Source organism: Algoriphagus zhangzhouensis (genome assembly GCF_900148515.1).
GTDB lineage: Bacteria > Bacteroidota > Bacteroidia > Cytophagales > Cyclobacteriaceae > Algoriphagus > Algoriphagus zhangzhouensis.
In genome coordinates, this window is the sequence record NZ_FRXN01000003.1 from 610,262 (window position 1) to 629,689 (window position 19,428).

15 protein-coding genes are annotated in these 19,428 nt (G+C 39.2%); 7 read left to right on the forward strand and 8 right to left on the reverse strand.

All coding sequences use genetic code 11. From position 1 onward, the window contains the following. Nucleotide 1: 1 nt before the first annotated feature. Together BUF13_RS12975 and BUF13_RS12980 are read right to left on the reverse strand one after the other, a co-directional pair. Entirely contained in the window at nucleotides 2–1,075 is a 1,074-nt protein-coding gene (locus tag BUF13_RS12975) for a mannose-1-phosphate guanylyltransferase (RefSeq protein WP_073572218.1), read from the reverse strand. A 7-nt stretch (nucleotides 1,076–1,082) separates the two neighbouring features. Then, nucleotides 1,083–2,051, reverse strand: a complete 969-nt coding sequence (locus tag BUF13_RS12980; protein ID WP_073572219.1) for a KpsF/GutQ family sugar-phosphate isomerase — start codon at nucleotides 2,049–2,051, stop codon at nucleotides 1,083–1,085. A 94-nt stretch (nucleotides 2,052–2,145) separates the two neighbouring features. On the opposite strand from BUF13_RS12980, the gene recQ reads away from it, so the two are divergent. The 4 genes from recQ to BUF13_RS13000 all read left to right on the forward strand — a co-directional run bounded on the left by recQ (nucleotide 2,146) and on the right by BUF13_RS13000 (nucleotide 7,642). Then, a complete protein-coding gene (recQ, locus tag BUF13_RS12985; RefSeq protein ID WP_073572220.1) occupies nucleotides 2,146–4,326 on the forward strand; it encodes a DNA helicase RecQ in 2,181 nt (726 codons plus the stop codon). A gap of 14 nt (nucleotides 4,327–4,340) precedes the next feature. Then, entirely contained in the window at nucleotides 4,341–5,630 is a 1,290-nt protein-coding gene (gene purD / locus BUF13_RS12990; RefSeq protein WP_073572221.1) for a phosphoribosylamine--glycine ligase, read from the forward strand. A gap of 127 nt (nucleotides 5,631–5,757) precedes the next feature. Then, nucleotides 5,758–7,191, forward strand: a complete 1,434-nt coding sequence (locus tag BUF13_RS12995; RefSeq protein ID WP_073572222.1) for a PSP1 domain-containing protein — start codon at nucleotides 5,758–5,760, stop codon at nucleotides 7,189–7,191. After that, nucleotides 7,184–7,642 carry a gliding motility lipoprotein GldH gene (locus BUF13_RS13000; protein WP_073572223.1) on the forward strand — a complete coding sequence of 153 codons (459 nt, stop codon included), beginning with the start codon at nucleotides 7,184–7,186 and terminating at the stop codon, nucleotides 7,640–7,642. The genes BUF13_RS12995 and BUF13_RS13000 overlap by 8 nt, the downstream gene beginning before the upstream one ends. Before the next feature lie 49 nt (nucleotides 7,643–7,691). On the opposite strand, the gene pgi is transcribed toward BUF13_RS13000, so the two are convergent. Together pgi and acnA are read right to left on the reverse strand one after the other, a co-directional pair. Further along, nucleotides 7,692–9,335, reverse strand: coding sequence for a glucose-6-phosphate isomerase (gene pgi, locus BUF13_RS13005; protein WP_073572224.1), 1,644 nt, complete (start codon nucleotides 9,333–9,335; stop codon nucleotides 7,692–7,694). Nucleotides 9,336–9,471: 136 nt separating this feature from the next. Continuing rightward, nucleotides 9,472–12,246 (reverse strand): aconitate hydratase AcnA, encoded by a 2,775-nt coding sequence (acnA, locus tag BUF13_RS13010; RefSeq protein ID WP_073572225.1) that lies wholly within the window; start codon nucleotides 12,244–12,246, stop codon nucleotides 9,472–9,474. A gap of 150 nt (nucleotides 12,247–12,396) precedes the next feature. On the opposite strand from acnA, the gene BUF13_RS13015 reads away from it, so the two are divergent. Continuing rightward, complete coding sequence (locus tag BUF13_RS13015; protein ID WP_073572226.1) at nucleotides 12,397–13,452, forward strand: endonuclease/exonuclease/phosphatase family protein; 1,056 nt, start codon at nucleotides 12,397–12,399, stop codon at nucleotides 13,450–13,452. Here the strand turns inward: BUF13_RS13015 and BUF13_RS13020 are convergent. Genes BUF13_RS13020 through BUF13_RS13030 form a run of 3 tightly spaced genes read right to left on the reverse strand, consistent with a single transcriptional unit; the run spans nucleotide 13,449 to nucleotide 15,975 of the window. Continuing rightward, the gene (locus tag BUF13_RS13020; protein ID WP_073572227.1) at nucleotides 13,449–14,426 is read right to left on the reverse strand and encodes an MlaD family protein; all 978 of its coding nucleotides are present in this window, start codon (nucleotides 14,424–14,426) and stop codon (nucleotides 13,449–13,451) included. The genes BUF13_RS13015 and BUF13_RS13020 overlap by 4 nt on opposite strands. After that, complete coding sequence (locus tag BUF13_RS13025) at nucleotides 14,423–15,175, reverse strand: ABC transporter ATP-binding protein (RefSeq protein WP_073572228.1); 753 nt, start codon at nucleotides 15,173–15,175, stop codon at nucleotides 14,423–14,425. Before BUF13_RS13025 ends, BUF13_RS13020 begins: the two co-directional genes overlap by 4 nt. 2 nt (nucleotides 15,176–15,177) lie before the next feature. Further along, on the reverse strand, nucleotides 15,178–15,975 hold the full coding sequence (locus BUF13_RS13030; protein ID WP_073572229.1) for an MlaE family ABC transporter permease: 798 nt from the start codon (nucleotides 15,973–15,975) through the stop codon (nucleotides 15,178–15,180). 271 nt (nucleotides 15,976–16,246) lie between these two features. On the opposite strand from BUF13_RS13030, the gene BUF13_RS13035 reads away from it, so the two are divergent. Next, a complete protein-coding gene (locus BUF13_RS13035) occupies nucleotides 16,247–17,287 on the forward strand; it encodes a hypothetical protein (protein WP_073572230.1) in 1,041 nt (346 codons plus the stop codon). Nucleotides 17,288–17,289: 2 nt separating this feature from the next. Here BUF13_RS13035 and BUF13_RS13040 read toward each other — a convergent pair whose 3' ends face one another. Continuing rightward, on the reverse strand, nucleotides 17,290–17,655 hold the full coding sequence (locus BUF13_RS13040; RefSeq protein ID WP_073572231.1) for a response regulator: 366 nt from the start codon (nucleotides 17,653–17,655) through the stop codon (nucleotides 17,290–17,292). A gap of 385 nt (nucleotides 17,656–18,040) precedes the next feature. On the opposite strand from BUF13_RS13040, the gene BUF13_RS13045 reads away from it, so the two are divergent. Beyond that, a complete protein-coding gene (locus BUF13_RS13045; RefSeq protein WP_073572232.1) occupies nucleotides 18,041–19,417 on the forward strand; it encodes a TIGR00341 family protein in 1,377 nt (458 codons plus the stop codon). Nucleotides 19,418–19,428: the final 11 nt, after the last annotated feature.

Sequence of the window (19,428 nt, forward strand, 5' to 3'; positions counted from 1 at the left end):
TTCAAACGAAGTCCTCTCCTTTTTTACGGGCATTGGAAACAAAATCTCTGAATTTCTTTTCTCCATCTAAAGGACAAATAAGCAAGACATTGTCAGTTTCATTGACCAGGTAATTTTTTAAACCTTCCACTACGACCAACTTATCTGAATTAGTGCTGATAAAGCTGTTTTCAGTATTATATAAAATAGCGTTGGCCTCCACTACATTATTTTGCTTATCCTTCTCACGAATCTCATGGAGACTGGTCCAGGATCCTAAATCAGACCAACCAAAATCCCCCAAAATCACATAGACATCACTAGACTTTTCCATCAATCCAAAATCAATGGAAATGTTTTTTACCTGCAGATAGGCTTTACTCACAAAATCATCTTCTTTCTCCGTTCCAAAAGCCTCGATTCCTTCATCAAATATTTCGGAAATATCTTGCATATGTTCTCTAAGAGCATGAATTATACTGCTCCCTTTCCAAACGAACATCCCTGAATTCCAAACAAAATCGCCGCTCTCAATGAAGGTTTTGGCCAATTTGAGATTTGGCTTTTCAGTAAAAGTCTTCACTTTTCTAGCGTCTTCTCCTTTTCCTTCATGGTACTGAATATACCCATACCCAGTTTCGGGACGATTTGGTTTGATTCCCAAAGTCACCAGTCTATGATCAATTTGAGCAGCTTTTACAGCTTTTTCGATAGTCTTTAAAAATTTAACTTCCTGCAGGATCAAATGATCTGCTGGAGTCACAATCATAGTTGCTTCTGGATCGATGGAATGAATCTTATATCCGGCATATGCAATACATGTAGCCGTGTTTTTACGATTGGGTTCACTCAAAATTTGATGATCCTCCAGTTCAGGCAATTGTTCTTTGACCAGGCTGACATACTTCCTGTAGGTAATTACAAAAAATTGATCTTTTTCAGCTATCGCCCGAAACCGATCGTAAGTCATTTGCAACAAAGATCTACCAGTTCCGAGAATATCTAAAAACTGCTTGGGCTTTTTTCTTCTGCTGTAAGGCCAGAACCGGGACCCAATTCCCCCAGCCATGATTACTATATAGGGTCTATTTTGCATTCAAACATCAAACAATACCTTCCTTCATTAACTCATGAATATGTATAAATCCGGCAATATTTTCTCCATCCATCGCTACCAGCTGCGTTATATTATGATTGCGCATCATATTTAGAGCACGAATGGCATATTCGTCTTTGTCAATCGTTTTCGGTCCGCTGGTCATGATATCTTCAGCTTTTAAGGATGCTATATCCAAAGTCTTTTGAAGCATTCTCCGCAAGTCACCATCTGTAATGATTCCCAAAAGTCTTCCACTTTCATCAGAAACAGCCGTAGCGCCCAATCTTTTACCGGAAATTTCCAAAATCACCTCAGCTAAACCTGCCTCTTTGGAAACAACTGGGATTTCATTCCCCCCAATCAAATCTGCTACCCTTAAATATAACTGTTTTCCCAATGATCCTCCAGGATGATATTTGGCAAAATCCTCGGAGCTAAAACCACGTGCTTCCAACAAGCAAACAGCCAAAGCATCCCCTAAAGCCAAATGTGCTGTGGTACTTGTAGTCGGTGCCAAATTATTTGGGCAAGCCTCCTCACCTATTGTGGCATTCAACACATAATCAGACTGTTTCGCCAAATAACTTTGAGTATTGCTGACCATTGCAACGAGTTTGGATCCCAGTTTTTTCAACAACGGAACCAAAACTTTGATTTCAGGAGTATTTCCACTTTTAGAAATACACAAAACAATATCATCATCCTGAATCATCCCCAAATCTCCATGGATCGCATCAGCTGCATGCATAAACAAAGCAGGAGTACCTGTAGAGTTAAGTGTTGCAACTATCTTATTACCAATGATTGCGCTTTTTCCAACTCCAGTAATCACCACACGGCCTTTACCATGTAAAATCTGTTCCACACAAGCATCAAAATCTCCATCTAAATAATCGATTAGCTTCAAAATTGCATTCGATTCATTTTGCAAGACACGAGCCGCTGTATTTCTAATATTTTTAGCTAAATTCAATTTTACCTGCGTTAATCACTAATTTTGTACAAAGGTATAAAAGTAATCAATCATTCCTGTACGCAGCTTTTCATACCCTTAAAGCCCTGTTCAAGTGGAAGAAAAAGTAAAAGCAGATCTTAAGCAAATATTCGGATTTAGTAAGTTCAGAGGGAATCAGGAACCCATAGTGGACAACTTGCTCAACCAGCGTAACACCTTTGTGATTATGCCTACCGGAGCGGGAAAATCTCTCTGCTACCAACTTCCTGCAGTGGTAAAAGACGGGACCGCCATAGTAATCTCTCCATTGATTGCACTGATGAAAAATCAAGTGGACCAACTCAATGCGATAGGTATCAATGCCCATTTCCTAAATTCTACCCTCAGTAAATCCGAATCCAATAGAGTAAAATCGGAAGTTCTCAAGAAGCAAACCAAACTGCTTTATGTAGCTCCTGAATCCCTTACCAAAGAAGAAAATATAGCTTTCCTCAAGGAAGCAGAATTGAGTTTTGTAGCCATTGATGAGGCACATTGTATTTCGGAATGGGGACATGATTTCCGTCCAGAGTACCGAAAAATCAAATCAATTGTAGCTCAAATTGCTCCTACCCTTCCTATCATAGCCCTTACAGCAACCGCCACCCCAAAAGTTCAACAGGACATCCAAAGGAACTTGCAAATGGAGGAGGCAGATTTATTCAAATCCTCATTCAATCGAACCAATCTATTCTATGAGGTTCGTGCTAAAGCTAAGAACGACACCAAAAAACAGCTCATAAAGTTTATCAAATCTCATAAAGGTAAGTCAGGTATTATCTATTGCTTGAGCCGTAAAAAAGTGGAGGAGATAGCAAACCTATTGCAGGTCAACCAGATCAATGCAGCGCCATATCACGCAGGTTTGGATTCTTCAGTTAGGATTAAAAATCAAGATGATTTCCTTAATGAGGAGGTAGATGTAATCGTCGCAACAATCGCATTTGGAATGGGAATTGACAAACCTGATGTTAGGTATGTGATTCATTATGATGTTCCAAAATCTTTGGAAGGCTACTACCAGGAAACTGGAAGAGCAGGAAGAGATGGTTTAGAAGGGCATTGCTTGATGTTCTATCGATATGAGGACATCGTCAAGCTTGACAAATTCAATAAAGATAAGGCTGTCACTGAGCGTGAAAATGCCAAAATTCTCCTTCAAGAAATGGCTGCTTACGCAGAGACGGGAGTTTGTCGAAGGAAATTTATTTTGAATTATTTTGGGGAGACCCTTGATGAGGATTGTGGTTTTTGTGACAATTGTAAGCGAGAGAGAGAAACCTTTGAAGGTATGGACTATCTACTCCTTGCCCTTCAAGCTGCCCAGCAAACCAATGAAAGGTTTGGACTAGAACATCTAGTCAAGGTGTTGATTGGGGAGGTCACAGATTATGTGTCGAGTTATAAGCACGATCAGTTAGATGTCTTTGGAAAGGGCAAAGAAGAGCCTGAAAAACTCTGGACCTCTGTGTTGAGACAAGCCTTAGTTATGAACTTGCTTGCAAAGGACATAGAAAACTATGGAGTATTAAAAATCACTCCAAAAGGACACGGATTCCTTTCAGCTCCTTATTCAGCAAACCTGTATAAGGACCATGATTTTGAGAAGGAAATGGAGAATGAGCAACCAGAATTGGAAGTCTCTTCTGGTGGAATCGCCTATGATGAAAAGCTATTTGAATTATTAAAAGCTGAAAGAAAAAAGGTCGCTCGATCCAAAAACTTACCTCCTTATGTAATCTTCCAAGACCCTTCATTGGAAGAAATGGCCACAGTTTACCCTACGACTCGTGATGAATTAGCTCAAATTAACGGGGTTGGAATGGGAAAAGTGGCTAAATTTGGGTCACCTTTTCTAAAACTTATTGCGAGTTATGTAGAAGAGAATGAAATCGAGACCGCTTCGGATGTGGTTGTTAAATCCTCCGGAACCCGCTCAAAGGTCAAAATTTCGATAATCCAGCAAATCGACCGCAAGATTGACCTGGACGAGATTGCAGAAAATCTCAACATTAGTATGGGAGAATTGCTTCAAGAAATTGAGCAAATCACCTATAGCGGAACTAAACTAAACATCGATTACTACATTCATCATATCATGGATGAGGAGCGGGAAGACATCCTCCATGATTATTTTATGAGTGCGGAAAGCGATAATATAAAGGCAGCTTTGGATGAATTGGAAGATGAGGATTTCGCAGAGGACGAACTGCGAGTCTACAGAATCAAATTCATATCCGAACATGCCAATTAAACTGATCTAATTCAATGAATATACTCTTATTGGGTAGCGGAGGTAGAGAACACGCCTTCGCATGGAAGATTGTACAAAGTCCAAAGTGCACCAATCTTTATGTAGCTCCTGGAAATGCAGGAACTTCAGAAATCGCCACCAATTTACCACTTGCAGTTACTGATTTCACAGGGATCAAGCAGGTGATTTTGGACAAATCCATCGATTTAGTAGTAGTAGGACCTGAAGAACCTTTGGTAAAAGGCTTAGTTGATTTCTTGTTTTCTGAAGAAGAAACCAAATCAATTCCAGTAGTAGGCCCATCTCAATTGGGTGCGACTTTGGAAGGAAGCAAAGACTTTTCCAAGAGATTTATGCAAAGGAACAATGTTCCTACTGCAGCTTATGAAACGTTCGATTCCAATCAACTGGAAGAAGGATTGGCCTATTTGGAGAAACAATCACTTCCTATCGTACTAAAAGCTGATGGCCTAGCAGCTGGAAAAGGTGTCTTGATCTGCGAAACATTAGAGGACGCCAAAACTTCTTTAAAAGAAATGCTTTTGGATCAAAAGTTCGGTGAAGCTTCTTCCAAAGTAGTGATTGAAGAGTTTTTGACTGGCATTGAGCTTTCCGTTTTCGTAGCAACTGACGGTAAGAATTATAAAATTCTTCCTGAAGCCAAAGATTACAAAAGAATCGGTGAAGGAGATACTGGATTAAATACCGGAGGAATGGGAGCGGTAACCCCTGTGATATTTGCCGATAAAGACTTTATGGCAAAAGTTGAGGAAAAGGTTGTCCAACCTACGGTAGCTGGATTAGCTTCAGAGGATATTCCTTATAAAGGCTTTTTGTTCATTGGTTTGATGAATAATAATGGAGAACCTTATGTCATCGAATACAATGTCCGAATGGGTGACCCAGAGACTGAGGCCGTTCTTCCTCGAATCGAGAGTGATTTTGTTGATTTGCTTTGGGGGATAGGAACTGGATCATTGAAGGACTATGAGCTTTCTCTTTCCAGCGATTATGCCACCACAGTTGTCATGGTTAGTGGCGGATATCCAGGTTCTTATGAAAAAGGATTTGAAATCACTTTGCCGGAATCGGTAGAAAATGCCACTATTTTCCATGCCGGAACCGCATTCAATGCTGATGCAAAGGTGGTAAACCAAGGAGGTAGAGTGATTGCTGTAACCGGAAGAGGAAAAGATTTGGAGACTTCTCTTAAAAATACCTTTGCGGTGGTTGAGCAAATCAATTGGGATAAGGCATATTATCGAAAAGATATTGGCCAGGACATCCTGAAACTGATCAAATAAACCCAAATAAACGAGGGCTTATGCCCCATTGATATATATGTCTGGATGTAGTAGCTGCTCGACTTCCTCAGGAGGTACCGGAGGTTGCCAAAACAACGGAACTTGCGGAACGAGCGATTGTAATAAAATGAACTCTTTTGACTGGTTGAGCCACATGGGTATACCCCAAGTGGACAATTTTGATATTGTCGAAGTGAAGTTCAAAGGCGGGAGGAAAGATTACTACAGGAATGTAGACTATTTATCCTTGACCACAGGAGACCCTGTGGTTGTAGACGTCCCAAGCGGTCATCATATTGGATATGTTTCCCTTCAGGGTGAACTGGTACGTCTACAGATGCAAAAGCGTAAAATCAAAGACGATGATAATATTCTTCGCATTTATCGATTAGCCAATCAAAAGGACGTCGAAAAATGGGAGGAGTCCAAAAATAGAGAAATCCCAACTCTTTATAGATGTAGACAAATTGTTGAAGAGTTAGGTCTCAAAATGAAAATGTCTGATATTGAGTTTCAAGCAGATAACTCAAAGGCAACTTTCTATTATTCTGCAGACGAGCGGGTTGATTTCCGGGAACTTATCAAAGTATTGGCTTCAGAATTCAGGATCCGTGTTGAAATGCGACAAATCAGTCTTCGTCAAGAAGCAGGAAGGCTGGGAGGAATAGGTGTTTGTGGACGTGAACTTTGCTGCTCTACATGGTTGGTAGATTTCAAAAATGTCAGCACATCGGCTGCTAGATATCAAAACCTATCCCTAAATCCAGGAAAACTTAGCGGTCAATGCGGTAGACTTAAATGCTGTCTAAACTATGAGTTGGACACCTACATGGATGCGATCAAGGACATCCCAACTATCGAAAAACCACTTCAGACAGACCAAGGAATAGCTAAACTTCAGAAGACGGATATCTTCCGAAAATTGATGTGGTTTAGCTACAACAATGATAATGACTGGCACAGCATCACGTGTGAGAGAGTTAAGGAGATTCAAGAATTGAATGCCAAAGGTGTAAAAGTATTCAACCTCCAGTTCAATGAATCTTCAGACATTGAAGATATTGCTGCACAATCTACCCGTGAGCTTGAGCTTCTGGATAAAAAATTCGCCAAGAAAAAAAGGAGAAAAAAACCAAGAAATAGGACTCAAGGAAATCAGCAGGAAACTCAAAACACTGCCCCTGAACAAAAAAGCTCAAGCCCTGAAAGAAGGCCTAGGCCAGAAAGACAGGGGAGAAAGCCAAACCCTCCAAAAAGTTCTGCCCCAGAGAAACAAGCCGCTCCCCCTACTCCACAGGGTGATACTGCTAATCAAGAAAATAAAAAACGCAGAAATAAAAGGAGAAAACCAAGGAATCCACAAAATCAGAGTTCCCCAAATCAAGGAAACCAGAATCAGGGTTCTCAAAATCAAAACCCTCAGAATCAGGCCCCTCAAAACCAACAGTCTAAGGCTTCTAATTCCGGTGACGGAAAGCCTAATGGTCCAAAAAAAGAGGGTAAGAAAAGATTTCCTCCAAGAAAAAACCAAAACCCCAATAACAATTCAGGAAATGAATAAATCTGTTTTTTGGGGAATACTAATGATTCTAGCCTTTGGGAGCTCCTGCTCTGAAGATCGCTTATATGAGGATTATATTCCTTTAGACAATGTCTCCGGATGGAATCAGAATGATAGTTTAAGATTTGAATTAGGTGATGTAGTGATCTCTGGAAAGACATCCCTTTTAGCTATTCGATTCACTGACAATTATCCATTCTCCAACTTCTATGTGAGGATATTGGCAAAGGATTCCAGCAATCAGATTTTGGAAAATAAATTGATAAATGTCCCTTTATTTGATTCAAAAACAGGTGAGCCTTTGGGAGAAGGATTTGGAAGCACCTATACAAAATATGATACCCTTCCAATCCAATTCAAACCAGGCACAAATTCTCTCACTCTTTTACAATACATGAGGCAGGAAACTCTTCCTGGCATTGAGGCAGCTGGAATTAAGATTTTACCATAAAAAAAGCTCCTGATTTTGATTCAGGAGCTTTTTTACTTTTCAGTATTTGTTATCTCATTTTCTTATAAGCATTGATTAGGCCATTGGTAGACCCATCATGACTTGTGATTTCTTCCTCATTATTCAATTCCGGAAGGATGCCATTAGCCAAAACTTTTCCTAACTCAACTCCCCACTGGTCAAAGCTAAAGATATTCCAAATTGCTCCTTGTACGAAAATTTTATGCTCATACATGGCAATTAGCATTCCCAAGGTATAAGGAGTGATTTTCTTTACCAACATAGAATTAGTCGGACGGTTTCCTTCAAAAACACGATGCGGTCCAACTTGGTCAATTTGCTCCAAAGATTTACCAGCTTTATTCATCTCTGCTCTTACCTCTTCCAAAGATTTTCCTTTCATCAAGGCTTCAGTTTGAGCAAAGAAGTTAGAAAGCAACTTCGGATGATGATCTCCAATAGGATTATGGGATATCGCCGGCGCGATGAAATCACAAGGAATCAGATGAGTTCCTTGGTGGATCAGTTGATAAAAAGCATGCTGTCCATTAGTTCCTGGTTCACCCCAGATAATTGGTCCGGTGGTATAATCTACCTTTTCACCATCTCTTGCCACATACTTTCCATTACTTTCCATATTTCCTTGTTGGAAATAGGCAGCAAATCGGTGCATGTATTGATCATAAGGCAAAATAGCTTCAGAAGCTGCTCCCAAGAAATTGGTGTTCCAAATCCCTATGATAGCCAGTAATACTGGAATGTTTCGGTCAAATTGAGAATGTCTGAAATGCTCATCCATTGCATGGGCACCTTCAAGTAATTGTTCAAAATTGTCGAAACCAATTGCACAGGCAATAGGTAAGCCAATAGCGGACCATAAGGAATATCTTCCACCTACCCAATCCCAAAATTCAAACATGTTATTTGGGTCGATACCAAATGCCTCTACCCCTTTCAGGTTTGTAGATAAAGCAACAAAATGTTTAGCAACAGCAGCTTCATCTTTAGCATGGTTCAAAAACCAATTCCTAGCCGAATGAGCATTGGTCATGGTCTCCTGAGTGGTAAATGTTTTGGAAGCTATGAAAAACATAGTGGTCTCGGGATCCACTTTTTTCAAAGTTTCAACGATATGAGTTCCATCTACATTGGAAACAAAGAAAATCTCCAGGTTTTCAGCCTGATAGGGTTTCAAAGCTTCGGTAACCATCACCGGACCTAAATCAGATCCACCAATACCAATATTTACCAAACTCTTGATCGGCTTTCCAGTATATCCCAACCATTTTCCATCATGAACTTTGGTAGCAAATACTTTCATTTTTTGAAGTACTGCAGTGATATCTTCCATCACATTGTGTCCATCTACATAAACAGCGCGATCACTTCTATTTCTAAGTGCCGTATGTAGTACTGCTCTATCTTCAGTCTGATTGATATGCTTTCCTTCAAACATGGATTCGATTGCAACATGCAACTCGGTTTCTCTTGCTAGATCTAAAAGTGCATCTCGAATCTCGTCATTGATGCGGTTTTTGGAATAATCCACCAAAAGATCTTCCAATTGGATACTATAGCGCTCAAAACGCTCTCTTTCATTAAAAAGTGAGAGGATTTGAAGGTCTTTGTATTTGTCTGCCAGTTCAACTAATCTTTCCCAAGCAGGTGTTGTCGTAGGGTTAATAACGTTCATTTTAGGTTATGATAGGAATGAACAACAAATTTAAGATTTATCCCCAAGGGGAAAAGAAGAGATTGAATTTTGAATCTGCCGAATCAGATTTTATATTAAAAATTAAAGGGGCTTTTTAAGGCCCCTTTTTTATTAATTAATCCTTCAAAAAATCCCGAAGGACATAATTCAAAATGCCTCCATTCTTATAGTAGGCTATTTCAACTTCTGAATCCAATCTGGATTTAACTTCGAATGTTTTCTCCTCTCCAGTTGAAGCTTTAACCTTTACCGTAAGATTTTGACCAGGAGTCAAGCCTGATTCTATACCTGAAATAGTGAATTCTTCCCTTCCAGTTAGGTTGAGTGAAGCAGCATTTTCTCCTTTAAGAAACTGTAGAGGCAAAACTCCCATTCCAACCAAGTTGGATCTATGGATTCTCTCATAGCTTTCAGCAATCACGGCTTTGACGCCCAAAAGATTGGTTCCTTTTGCTGCCCAATCTCGAGATGAGCCAGAGCCATATTCTTTTCCTGCCAAAACAATCAATGGGATATGATTTGACTGATACTTTTGTGAAGCATCAAAAACGGTCATTTCTTCACCGCTTGGTATATAGGTTGTAAAGCCTCCTTCTTGGTTAGACAGTTGGTTTTTGATCCGAACGTTAGCAAAGGTACCTCTGACCATCACTTCGTCATTTCCTCTGCGTGATCCGTAGGAATTGAAATCCGGTCTCTGAACTCCTCTACCAACCAAATATTGACCTGCAGGCGTATTTTCTCTAAATGAACCTGCTGGTGAAATATGATCTGTAGTGATAGAGTCACCCAATTTCAAGAGAACATTGGCATTGACGATATCCTTTGGCTCTGGCACATCCACAGAGATTCCTTTAAAAAATGGCGCCTCTTTGATGTAAGTGGATTGGTCATCCCAAGGGTAAATCTCCCCTTCTCCAGATTCCAATTGCTTCCAGATTTCATTTCCTTCGAAAATCTCTCCGTAACTCTTTTGATAATCACCTGGAGAAAGAACCTGTCTGGAAATCTCATCGATTTCCTCCTGAGTTGGCCAAATGTCTTTCAAATAAACCGGCTCCAAATTCGGATCATATCCAACCGGTTCATTATATAAATCGATATCTACTCTACCAGCTAAAGCATAAACAACAACAAGCATAGGAGACATCAAATAATTCATTTTCACTTGGGGATGAACTCTGGCTTCAAAGTTTCTATTCCCAGAAAGCACTGAAGCTACAACCAAATCATTATCCTCTACAGCAGCGGCAATATGAGCAGGCAATGGCCCTGAATTCCCGATACAAGAAGTACATCCATAACCGACGGTATGGAATTTCAAACCTTCCAAATCATCCATCAGTCCCGCTTTTTCCAAATAATCAGTTACAACTTTGGATCCCGGTGCCAAAGATGTTTTTACCCATGGCTTGACATCCAGCCCTTTTTCAATGGCTTTTCTGGCAACCAAACCCGCTCCCAACATAACAGAAGGATTCGAAGTATTGGTACAAGAAGTGATAGCTGCTATGACAATCGAACCATCATGAAGCTCGAACTTCTCATTGTGAAGATCGACCGTGACGGATTTCAAACCATCCTTGATTTTAGTTTCCTGGCTTGCTTCAACAGCAACATTGCTTGGTGCCGAAGTTTCTTGACCTCCTCCATCATTGAACCATCGACTCACTTCTCTTTTGTCCATCGGAATGTAATCTCTGCCATGAACCGACTTCAAAAGTTCTTGGAACTTAGGCTTGAAATTCCTTACCAAAATCTTGTCCTGTGGTCTTTTTGGACCGGAAACAGTAGCTTCTACAGTCCCTAAATCCAGTTCCACGAGAGATGAATATTGAATCAAATCTTCATCTTCTCTCCACAGCAAATTGGATTTGCAGTAATCTTCCACCAATTGGATTTGAGAAGCACTTCGATTGGTTTTGGCCATGTAATCCAAAGTTCTATCATCAATCGGAAAATAGGTGACAGTACAGCCAAACTCAGGTGACATATTAGAAATAGTTGCTCGATCAGGAACCGAAAGCGAATCCAAACCTGGACCAAATACTTCCACAAACTTCCCAACTACCCCATGCTTTCGAAGCAATTCGGTTATGGTCAAAACCATATCTGTAGCCGTAGTTCCCGCTGGAAGTTTTCCTGTCAGCTTCAATCCCACTACCTCAGGCATGATAAAGTAAATTGGTTGCCCCAAAAGCGCCGCTTCAGCTTCAATTCCTCCCACTCCCCAAGCAACAACTCCGATTCCATTGACCATTGGAGTGTGAGAATCTGTTCCTACAAGTGTATCAGGGAATGCTTTCCCGTCACGTGTAATCACTCCATGGGCCAAATATTCCAAATTGACTTGGTGGCAAATCCCCATTCCCGGAGGCACTACAGAGAAGTTATTAAAGGACTTTTGAGCCCATTTTAAAAATTGATATCGCTCCTTATTTCTCTTGTATTCTACTTCTACGTTCTTCTGATAACTATAATTGGTTCCAAAATAATCTACTACAACAGAGTGATCAATAACCAAATCAACAGGAATCAAAGGGTTTAATTTGGCAGGGTCTTTCCCTTTTCTTTTTGCCTCGGACCGTAAAGAGGCAATATCAACCACAGCTGGTACACCTGTAAAATCCTGCATCAAAACCCTCGCAGGCTTATATGGAATATCTTTATCAGAGGCCTTCGGACTCCAGTTCAAAATAGTCTCCAAATGCTCTTTAGTAATTGCAAAATCATCAAAATTTCGAAGTGCATTTTCTAAAAGGATTCGGATCGAAAAAGGCAAATGCTTTACCTTTTTACCAGAATTTTGAAGTTTTTCTAAGCTCCAGTAAGTAAACTCCCCACTGGATGTCTTCAAACTGGATTGAATGGAATAAGGATCTAGATTCATAATAAAAAGAATTATGGGTTTAAAACAATTTCATAATAATCAACTGAAATAAAGGCTATTGAATTCCCCAGATACATAAAAGGTATCTATTTTTAAGAAAATTATTGGCTATTTAGGTTAAATCTCAAGGCAAAATCACCAAAGCTTCCTATGAACCTTCTAAGAATCCTCAGTGGATTTTTCTTCTTGGCTACTTTTTTCCCACTTATCAAATCAGACAAATGGTGGATTCGAATATTTGACTATCCAAGACTTCAAAAACTAACCATTCTAATCCTAATTAGTTTAGGATGGCTTATTTATTCTGATCTCAGCCAGCCAGAACCGTGGATATGGCTTGGATTGATTGGAATTGCCGTTTTCTACCTTGGAAATCAGGTTTACCCTTTTACTCCATTCGGTAAGAAAATGATCAAAAAAGTCCCATTCAGAGAGGAAAGTGGAGTTCATATTCTGGCTGCCAATGTTTATCAATACAATGTCAAATACTCCAAGCTTTTGAACCTCGTTCAAATCGAGCGTCCAGATATCCTTTTCTTTGTAGAAACCGATTCCAAATGGGAAAAAGCATTAAATCCTTTAGAAAAGGACTACCCTTTTACCATCAAAATACCCCTCGATAATACCTACGGTTTACTTTTTTATTCCAAGCTGAAAATAATAAGACAGGAAATTCATTATTTGATTGATTCTGAAATTCCTTCTTTGGAATTGGATATTGAGTTAAGAAATGGGGATATGATCACAATATTTGCAATCCATCCAACTCCTCCAGTTCCGGGTGAAAATTCGAAAAGTACTGACCGGGATGCCGAAATCCTCATTGTCGGAAAGAAAGCAAAATCCAGCAAGCTCCCTTCCCTAGTAATTGGGGATCTGAATGATGTAGCCTGGAGCTATACAACAGAGCTTTTCCTCAAAATCTCAGAAATGGCTGATCCAAGACGCGGGAGAGGCACCTATAATACTTTTCATGCCCATTATCCCATCTTCAGGTGGCCTTTGGATCATGTTTTTCTTAGTAAGGACTTTGGTCTTAGTAAAATGAAAGTCCATCGTAATATCGGTTCTGACCATTTTCCAATAAGTATTAAGGCGGTATTAATTCAGGAGAGAACAGTAGAACCAATAAGAGCTAATGGGGATGAAAAAAAAGAAGCCCGTCAGAAGATTTCCAACGGGCTTGAATCTGGTTCAAAAGATTAATTTCCTTCCTTTTCTTCAGCTTTGGCTTTACGCTTAAAGCCCTTTTTGAAAGGCCAGGTGTATTCCAATGCTTCTAGACCTCTATTCAGATTATAGGTAGCAGAATCGGTGTTTTCCAGTGTGCTTTTCAAGTATTCAGCAAACTCAGGATCATTCAAAAGCATTCCCAAAGAATTGTTTGGGTCATCCAATTTGGAAGAAATTTCACTCAATTTTTCAGTCAATTCTTCAGTGTTGGTAGCTGAAGATCTAAAGCTTGCCACAGTTGCCCTCAACTCAGAAGCCATGGTTGTATCTGTCACCAAATCATTGAATAGATTGCCTTCTTGGTTCAATTTTGAAGTAAACTTGTTCAAATCAGTCAACATTTGATTACTGTTGATGCTGGCTCTATTCAAATTGGAAATGATTGCTCTGAAGTTTTCGGCCAAGGTAGAATCCGTCATTACAGCTCCAACAATTCCTTCTCCAGCTGCCAATTTACCTGTTAACAATTTCAGGTCATTGGTGATATCCACTAGGTTTTTATTGTTTTCTTGAAGCGTTTCCATCATTTTATCTGTATCCAAAGGCATTACAGCTTCCAATCTATCTCCATTTTCCACTGGTGGAGCCAAGGTAGTTCCTCCATAGATTACGATGATCTTATTACCAATTAGACCGTCGGAGCTCAAAGTCGCTTTGGAGTCTTTTCTGATGAATTCTTTTACTTCCTCTTCTACATTCATCTCGATTTCTACCTGAGAATCACCGTAGAAGTTAATTTTTCTTACTGTACCGATTTTTACACCAGAAAACCAGACGTTATTTCCTGGCTGTAGGCCTCCGATATCATCGAAAACTGCTTTAAGCTGGATAGCTTTTACAAATTTCTTCTGCTGGCCACCAAGGGTCATCACACCAGCAACTAAAATAGCGATCCCTAAAAAGACAAAAATGCCTACTACAACAGACCGTTTGTTTTCACCTCTCATGATTCTATAAAATTATAATCGTAGAATGATTTCACTCGTTTATCTTCCGCATGCGGAAATACTTCTTCGAAAGTCCCTATTGAACTAAACTGACCATCTAGCAATACCGCCATTCGGTCTCCCGTCATTTTTGCACAAGTCAGATCGTGCGTAATAACAATGGATGTAGTCTTATAGCGCTCTCTTACTTCATTTATCAAATTGTTGATGTCCACACAGGTAATCGGATCCAGACCCGCTGTAGGCTCATCATAAAGCATAATCTCAGGATTCAGAATTAGAGTTCTCGCCACCCCAATTCGCTTTTTTTGTCCTCCAGAAAGCTCAGAAGGCATCTGGTTGATGGTATTCGGCAATCCAACTGCCTCCAACAACTCTTCGATTCTCATTGTAATCTCTTTTTTTGTCAGGTTTTTGATATTTCTGACCAAAGGAAACTCCATATTCTCTCTAACAGTCATGGAGTCATAGAGGGCTGAATTTTGAAATGAAAAGCCGATTTTCAACCTCAATTCATTCAATTCTTTCGTATGCAAAGTGGATACTTCCTGTCCCAATACATTCATTTGGCCTTTATCCTGCTTCAAAAGACCAACCATAATCTTGATCAATACAGATTTACCTGTACCAGAACGCCCTAAAACGACAAGGTTTTCCTCTCTGAAAAGGTCCAGATCAACACCCTTGAGGACATCTAAGTCTCCAAAACTTTTATATAGGTCTCGAATTTCTACAACTTTTTCTGCCATGATTAGAGTATTCTTATTGCGTTGACAACCTGAAGTACCAATAGCTCCTCGATAAATATCAAGAACATGGAAATAACAACCGCTGAGTTAGCTGCTCTACCGACTCCCTCTGTTCCTTTAGAAGAATGATAACCCTTATAACAACCCACAATCCCAATTGTAAAGCCAAAAAGCAAGGATTTTAATACCGAAGACCAGATATCCAAGAATGAAATGGATTCAAATACCTGGAAAAAGAAGGTAGACAAACTGACCAATTCATTGGAATTCACATTGAGAAATGAACCCATCAAAGCCACAAAATCGGTGTATAGTACCAATATTGGGATCATAAATGTAGTAGCAATCACCCGTGTGACAACCAAAAATTTGAATGGATTGGTCGCGGAGACCTCCATCGCATCAATCTGCTCCGTTACTTTCATGGAGCCAATTTCCGCACCGATACTCGACCCAACTTTACCTGCGGCGATCAATGCAGTCACCAAGGGCCCCATCGCTCTTACTACAGCAATAGAGATCAAAGAGGGCAACCAAGAAGTAGCCCCAAACTCTGAAAGTGAGGGTCTAGACTGGTTTGTAAATACAATTCCGACGATAAATCCTGTCAATGAAATCAAAGGGAGTGATTCCACGCCGATCCGATAGCACTGATGAACGACTTCCTTAAACTCATATGGAGGAAGAAAAACTTCTTTCCAAAATCGCCTAACAAAGTTCCAAGCATCAGCTAGACCAGTAAAAAACTTATCGATTTTTTTTGAAAGCAAAGGCTTTCTATCATCCGATTCTTCGGCCATAATTCCTTCAATCTTTTCAGTTTAATTAGAATCCAGGAATGGAAGCAATGCAAAGAAAACAAAATTAAAACCAACCCTTACCTTCACAAGATTTTTTTTGAAGAAGTAAAATAAGAAGGTTTTAGTATTAAATTCTAAATAAATAATTATTTCGAAATATAATTTGTTTTTTAAATATTTTTTCGTAAAATCATTCTAAAATTCTTTGATTATCAAAGAAAATACCAAAGCTACCACAGAGTAATTTTTATTCACCAAAATCATCATGATTATGAAAAAGATACTCTCACTTATAGTTTTCCTTTCATTATACTTCCCTACTGTAGCGCAAAATTCTTTTAATGAGGAAAATTCTCACACCGCTACTAAACCCAATATTTTGAAAGAAAAATCTCCAATTGGGATCGAAAATCTAATTTTTAAAAGAAGGGCAAATCACAAAATTCAAAGAGTAACTCTACCAATTACATCCATTACAAAATCGGAAATAGAAGAAAAAGGACGCATTGGATTAGAGGTGCTACCCAACATCGCTCTAGGAAATACAGGGAAATCTCACAATCCTACTTTTCAGATTAGAGGTACTGCAAACTTAACCGATAGATTGGTGTTAATTAACGGCTCCAGAACCTTTTTGAACCAGAGTCAAAAACCGGAAATTGATGAAGAACAGTTAAAGATTATAGTTCAAGAAAGGATAGAAAATAATGATCCTAAAACGACTGTTCAGATTAGCGAAGTCGGCAATTTTCTGGATCAAAAATTCAAAAATCTTGAAACAAATTCCGATCCTACAATCAATGCAAACTGGAATGATTATGGCTATGTCAGAGGACAGGGAAAATCGGAATTTGAGATTGAAAATTTAATCGGATATCACTATCAAAATACCTCTGAGGAAGAGGAAAAATATTTTCAATATATCCAGGTAAAACCTATAAATTTTTATGCCAGTGTAGGCTTCAATTACTTCGTTGGTAAGAACGAATCAAACTCAGGATTTGATTATAAATATCCCGGATTTGGAGTCGCCTCTTTAAATGGTGGAGTCAGTTTTAACCCCTGTTTGAGAGGCGGAATTCAAGCAGAAATTGGACCTGCTTTGGAGCTTTATGATGGAGGATCTAGCTTCGGTTTTAATGCGAGAATTGGTGGCTTTTATGACTTGAAAAAACCAGAAGAAAGAATTGCTGAAACGTTATATTACGGAAAGGCTCAACCCCATTGGTCACTGGTCGGAGGCTTCAATTATTACAATACCGCAAGCAATGGATTTACCACTTTGAGTGCAGGTGTCAGATATCAATTTTAATCTCAGTTTTCACTAGAAACTAATTCCAATATCAACTCCCAATTCTCCTTTGAAAGAGGTTTTTCTAAGACCCCTTTTACCCTTGAATATTGACTTGATTTTTTAAGATCATCTGAAGAAACATGCCCCGTTATAAAGACAATTGGAGCCTCGGAATTACTGATAAATTCTTCTACAAAATCCCATCCAGATCCGCCTTCCAAATTCAGATCAGAAAGAATTAAACTGGCTGAGTTTCCTTGTAACCAATTATTAAGTTCTTCTGCATTTTCAAAAAATTCTGATGTAGATCCTGGCAGGTTCAGCTTGATTAATTTTTTCATCAGCAAATGCTGAATCTTATCATCATCCAAATAAACTATAGTCATCCTCCTATAAATTTTGCGAATACCTCGACCAATTATGGCGAGTCTTAAAAATTGAATTGTTATCCTTAAAACTAATCCTATTTATCCAATTAATAATGCCTTGCAAACGTTATCTCCACAATTAAGCCTTGTCTAATTTTTTTAGTCAAAGCTAATTATGTTTTATCTAAATTGGATTTAAAAAATTATTTATCAATATCTTATAAGTAAATGATTAAAGTTTTTATTCAATCAAAAAATCCTATTTAGCAGCTATAAAAATCCTTAGAAAACGTTTGCTAATTCAGGTTAAAAACAACTTTTAGGCCAATTAATATTACCCATTCTCAGTGATAGATTTTAGCTATTATCTGTATTTTGCCACGCAAATACTTATCAGCTCACTATGGAAGCTACCACACCAAAACCCAGGAGGAAAAATCAATTGATCAGATTCCTCCTCTACTTAAGAGATCGATTCGACCTGCATGACGGGAAGGAAGATGAACTGGCTACCATCGAGTACATCCGCAAAAACGTAGAGTTTAAGGGAGCGAATTTATGGATCCTAATATTTGCGATTTTCGTCGCCTCTGTCGGACTAAATGTAAACTCTACTGCTGTCATAATCGGAGCCATGTTAATCTCTCCATTGATGGGTCCGATCATGGGAATTGGGATGGCTGCCGGTATCAATGATTTCGAGTTATTGAAGCGCTCACTTCGCAACTTAGGAGTCGCTGTTTTCATTGCGATTTTGACTTCCACAATTTACTTCAACTTCACCCCTCTTCAGGATGCTCAGTCCGAACTTTTGGCTAGGACCGAACCGACGATTTGGGATGTTTTGATTGCTCTGTTTGGAGGGCTTGCTGGGATCGTAGCCGGCTCCCGAAAAGAGAAGAGTAATGCTATCCCGGGAGTGGCTATTGCGACCGCTTTGATGCCTCCACTTTGTACCGCTGGATATGGCTTGGCGACCTTCAATTTTTACTACTTCTTTGGAGCCTTTTACCTCTTCTTCATCAACTCAGTTTTCATCAGTCTTTCGACCTACTTGATCGTCCGATTTATGAAGTATCCGAAGAAAGAATTTTTGGATCACAAAAAGGAAAAAAGAGTTCAAACTTACATCACGATTTTTACCATTTTGACGATCGTCCCATCTGTCTATTTGGCTTACGGGATTGTCCTTCGATCCATATGGGAAGAGCAGGCAAAAAGGTATGTTCAGATCGAGATGGTGTTTCCCAAAACTCAAGTCCTAAATTCAGAGCTTGACTACTCTCAAGAACCTAGAAGAATTGAGGTGAATTTGATCGGTGAAGAAATTGATGAAGGAACTCTAAAAATCACTAAAGAAAAAGCATTAGAATACAATCTTGAAAATACCGAAATCGTCATCCACCAAAGTGGAAATGGAGCCACTGATATGAACCTCCTTCGTTCAGATATTTTGAAAGATCTCTACGAAAGGAACGAACAAATTATTCAGGACAAAGACAAAAGAATTTCGCTTCTAGAAAATGAAGTAGCCAACTATGGACAGATTCGAATATTGGGAAAAGAGATAGCTCAAGAAGCAAAAATCAATCATCCAAATTTGAGTAAATTTGCTTTGAACCGTTCATTGGTAACTGACCTTGCCTCCGAAAAATCAGACACCTTACTACTCGCCTACGCTGAGTTTAAGAAAAAGCCAAATCGATCAGAGACTGATAAATTGGTTCAATGGTTAAAGTTGAGAACCAAATCTGACACAGTTGCCCTGATTCTATATTAAAACCCAATCAC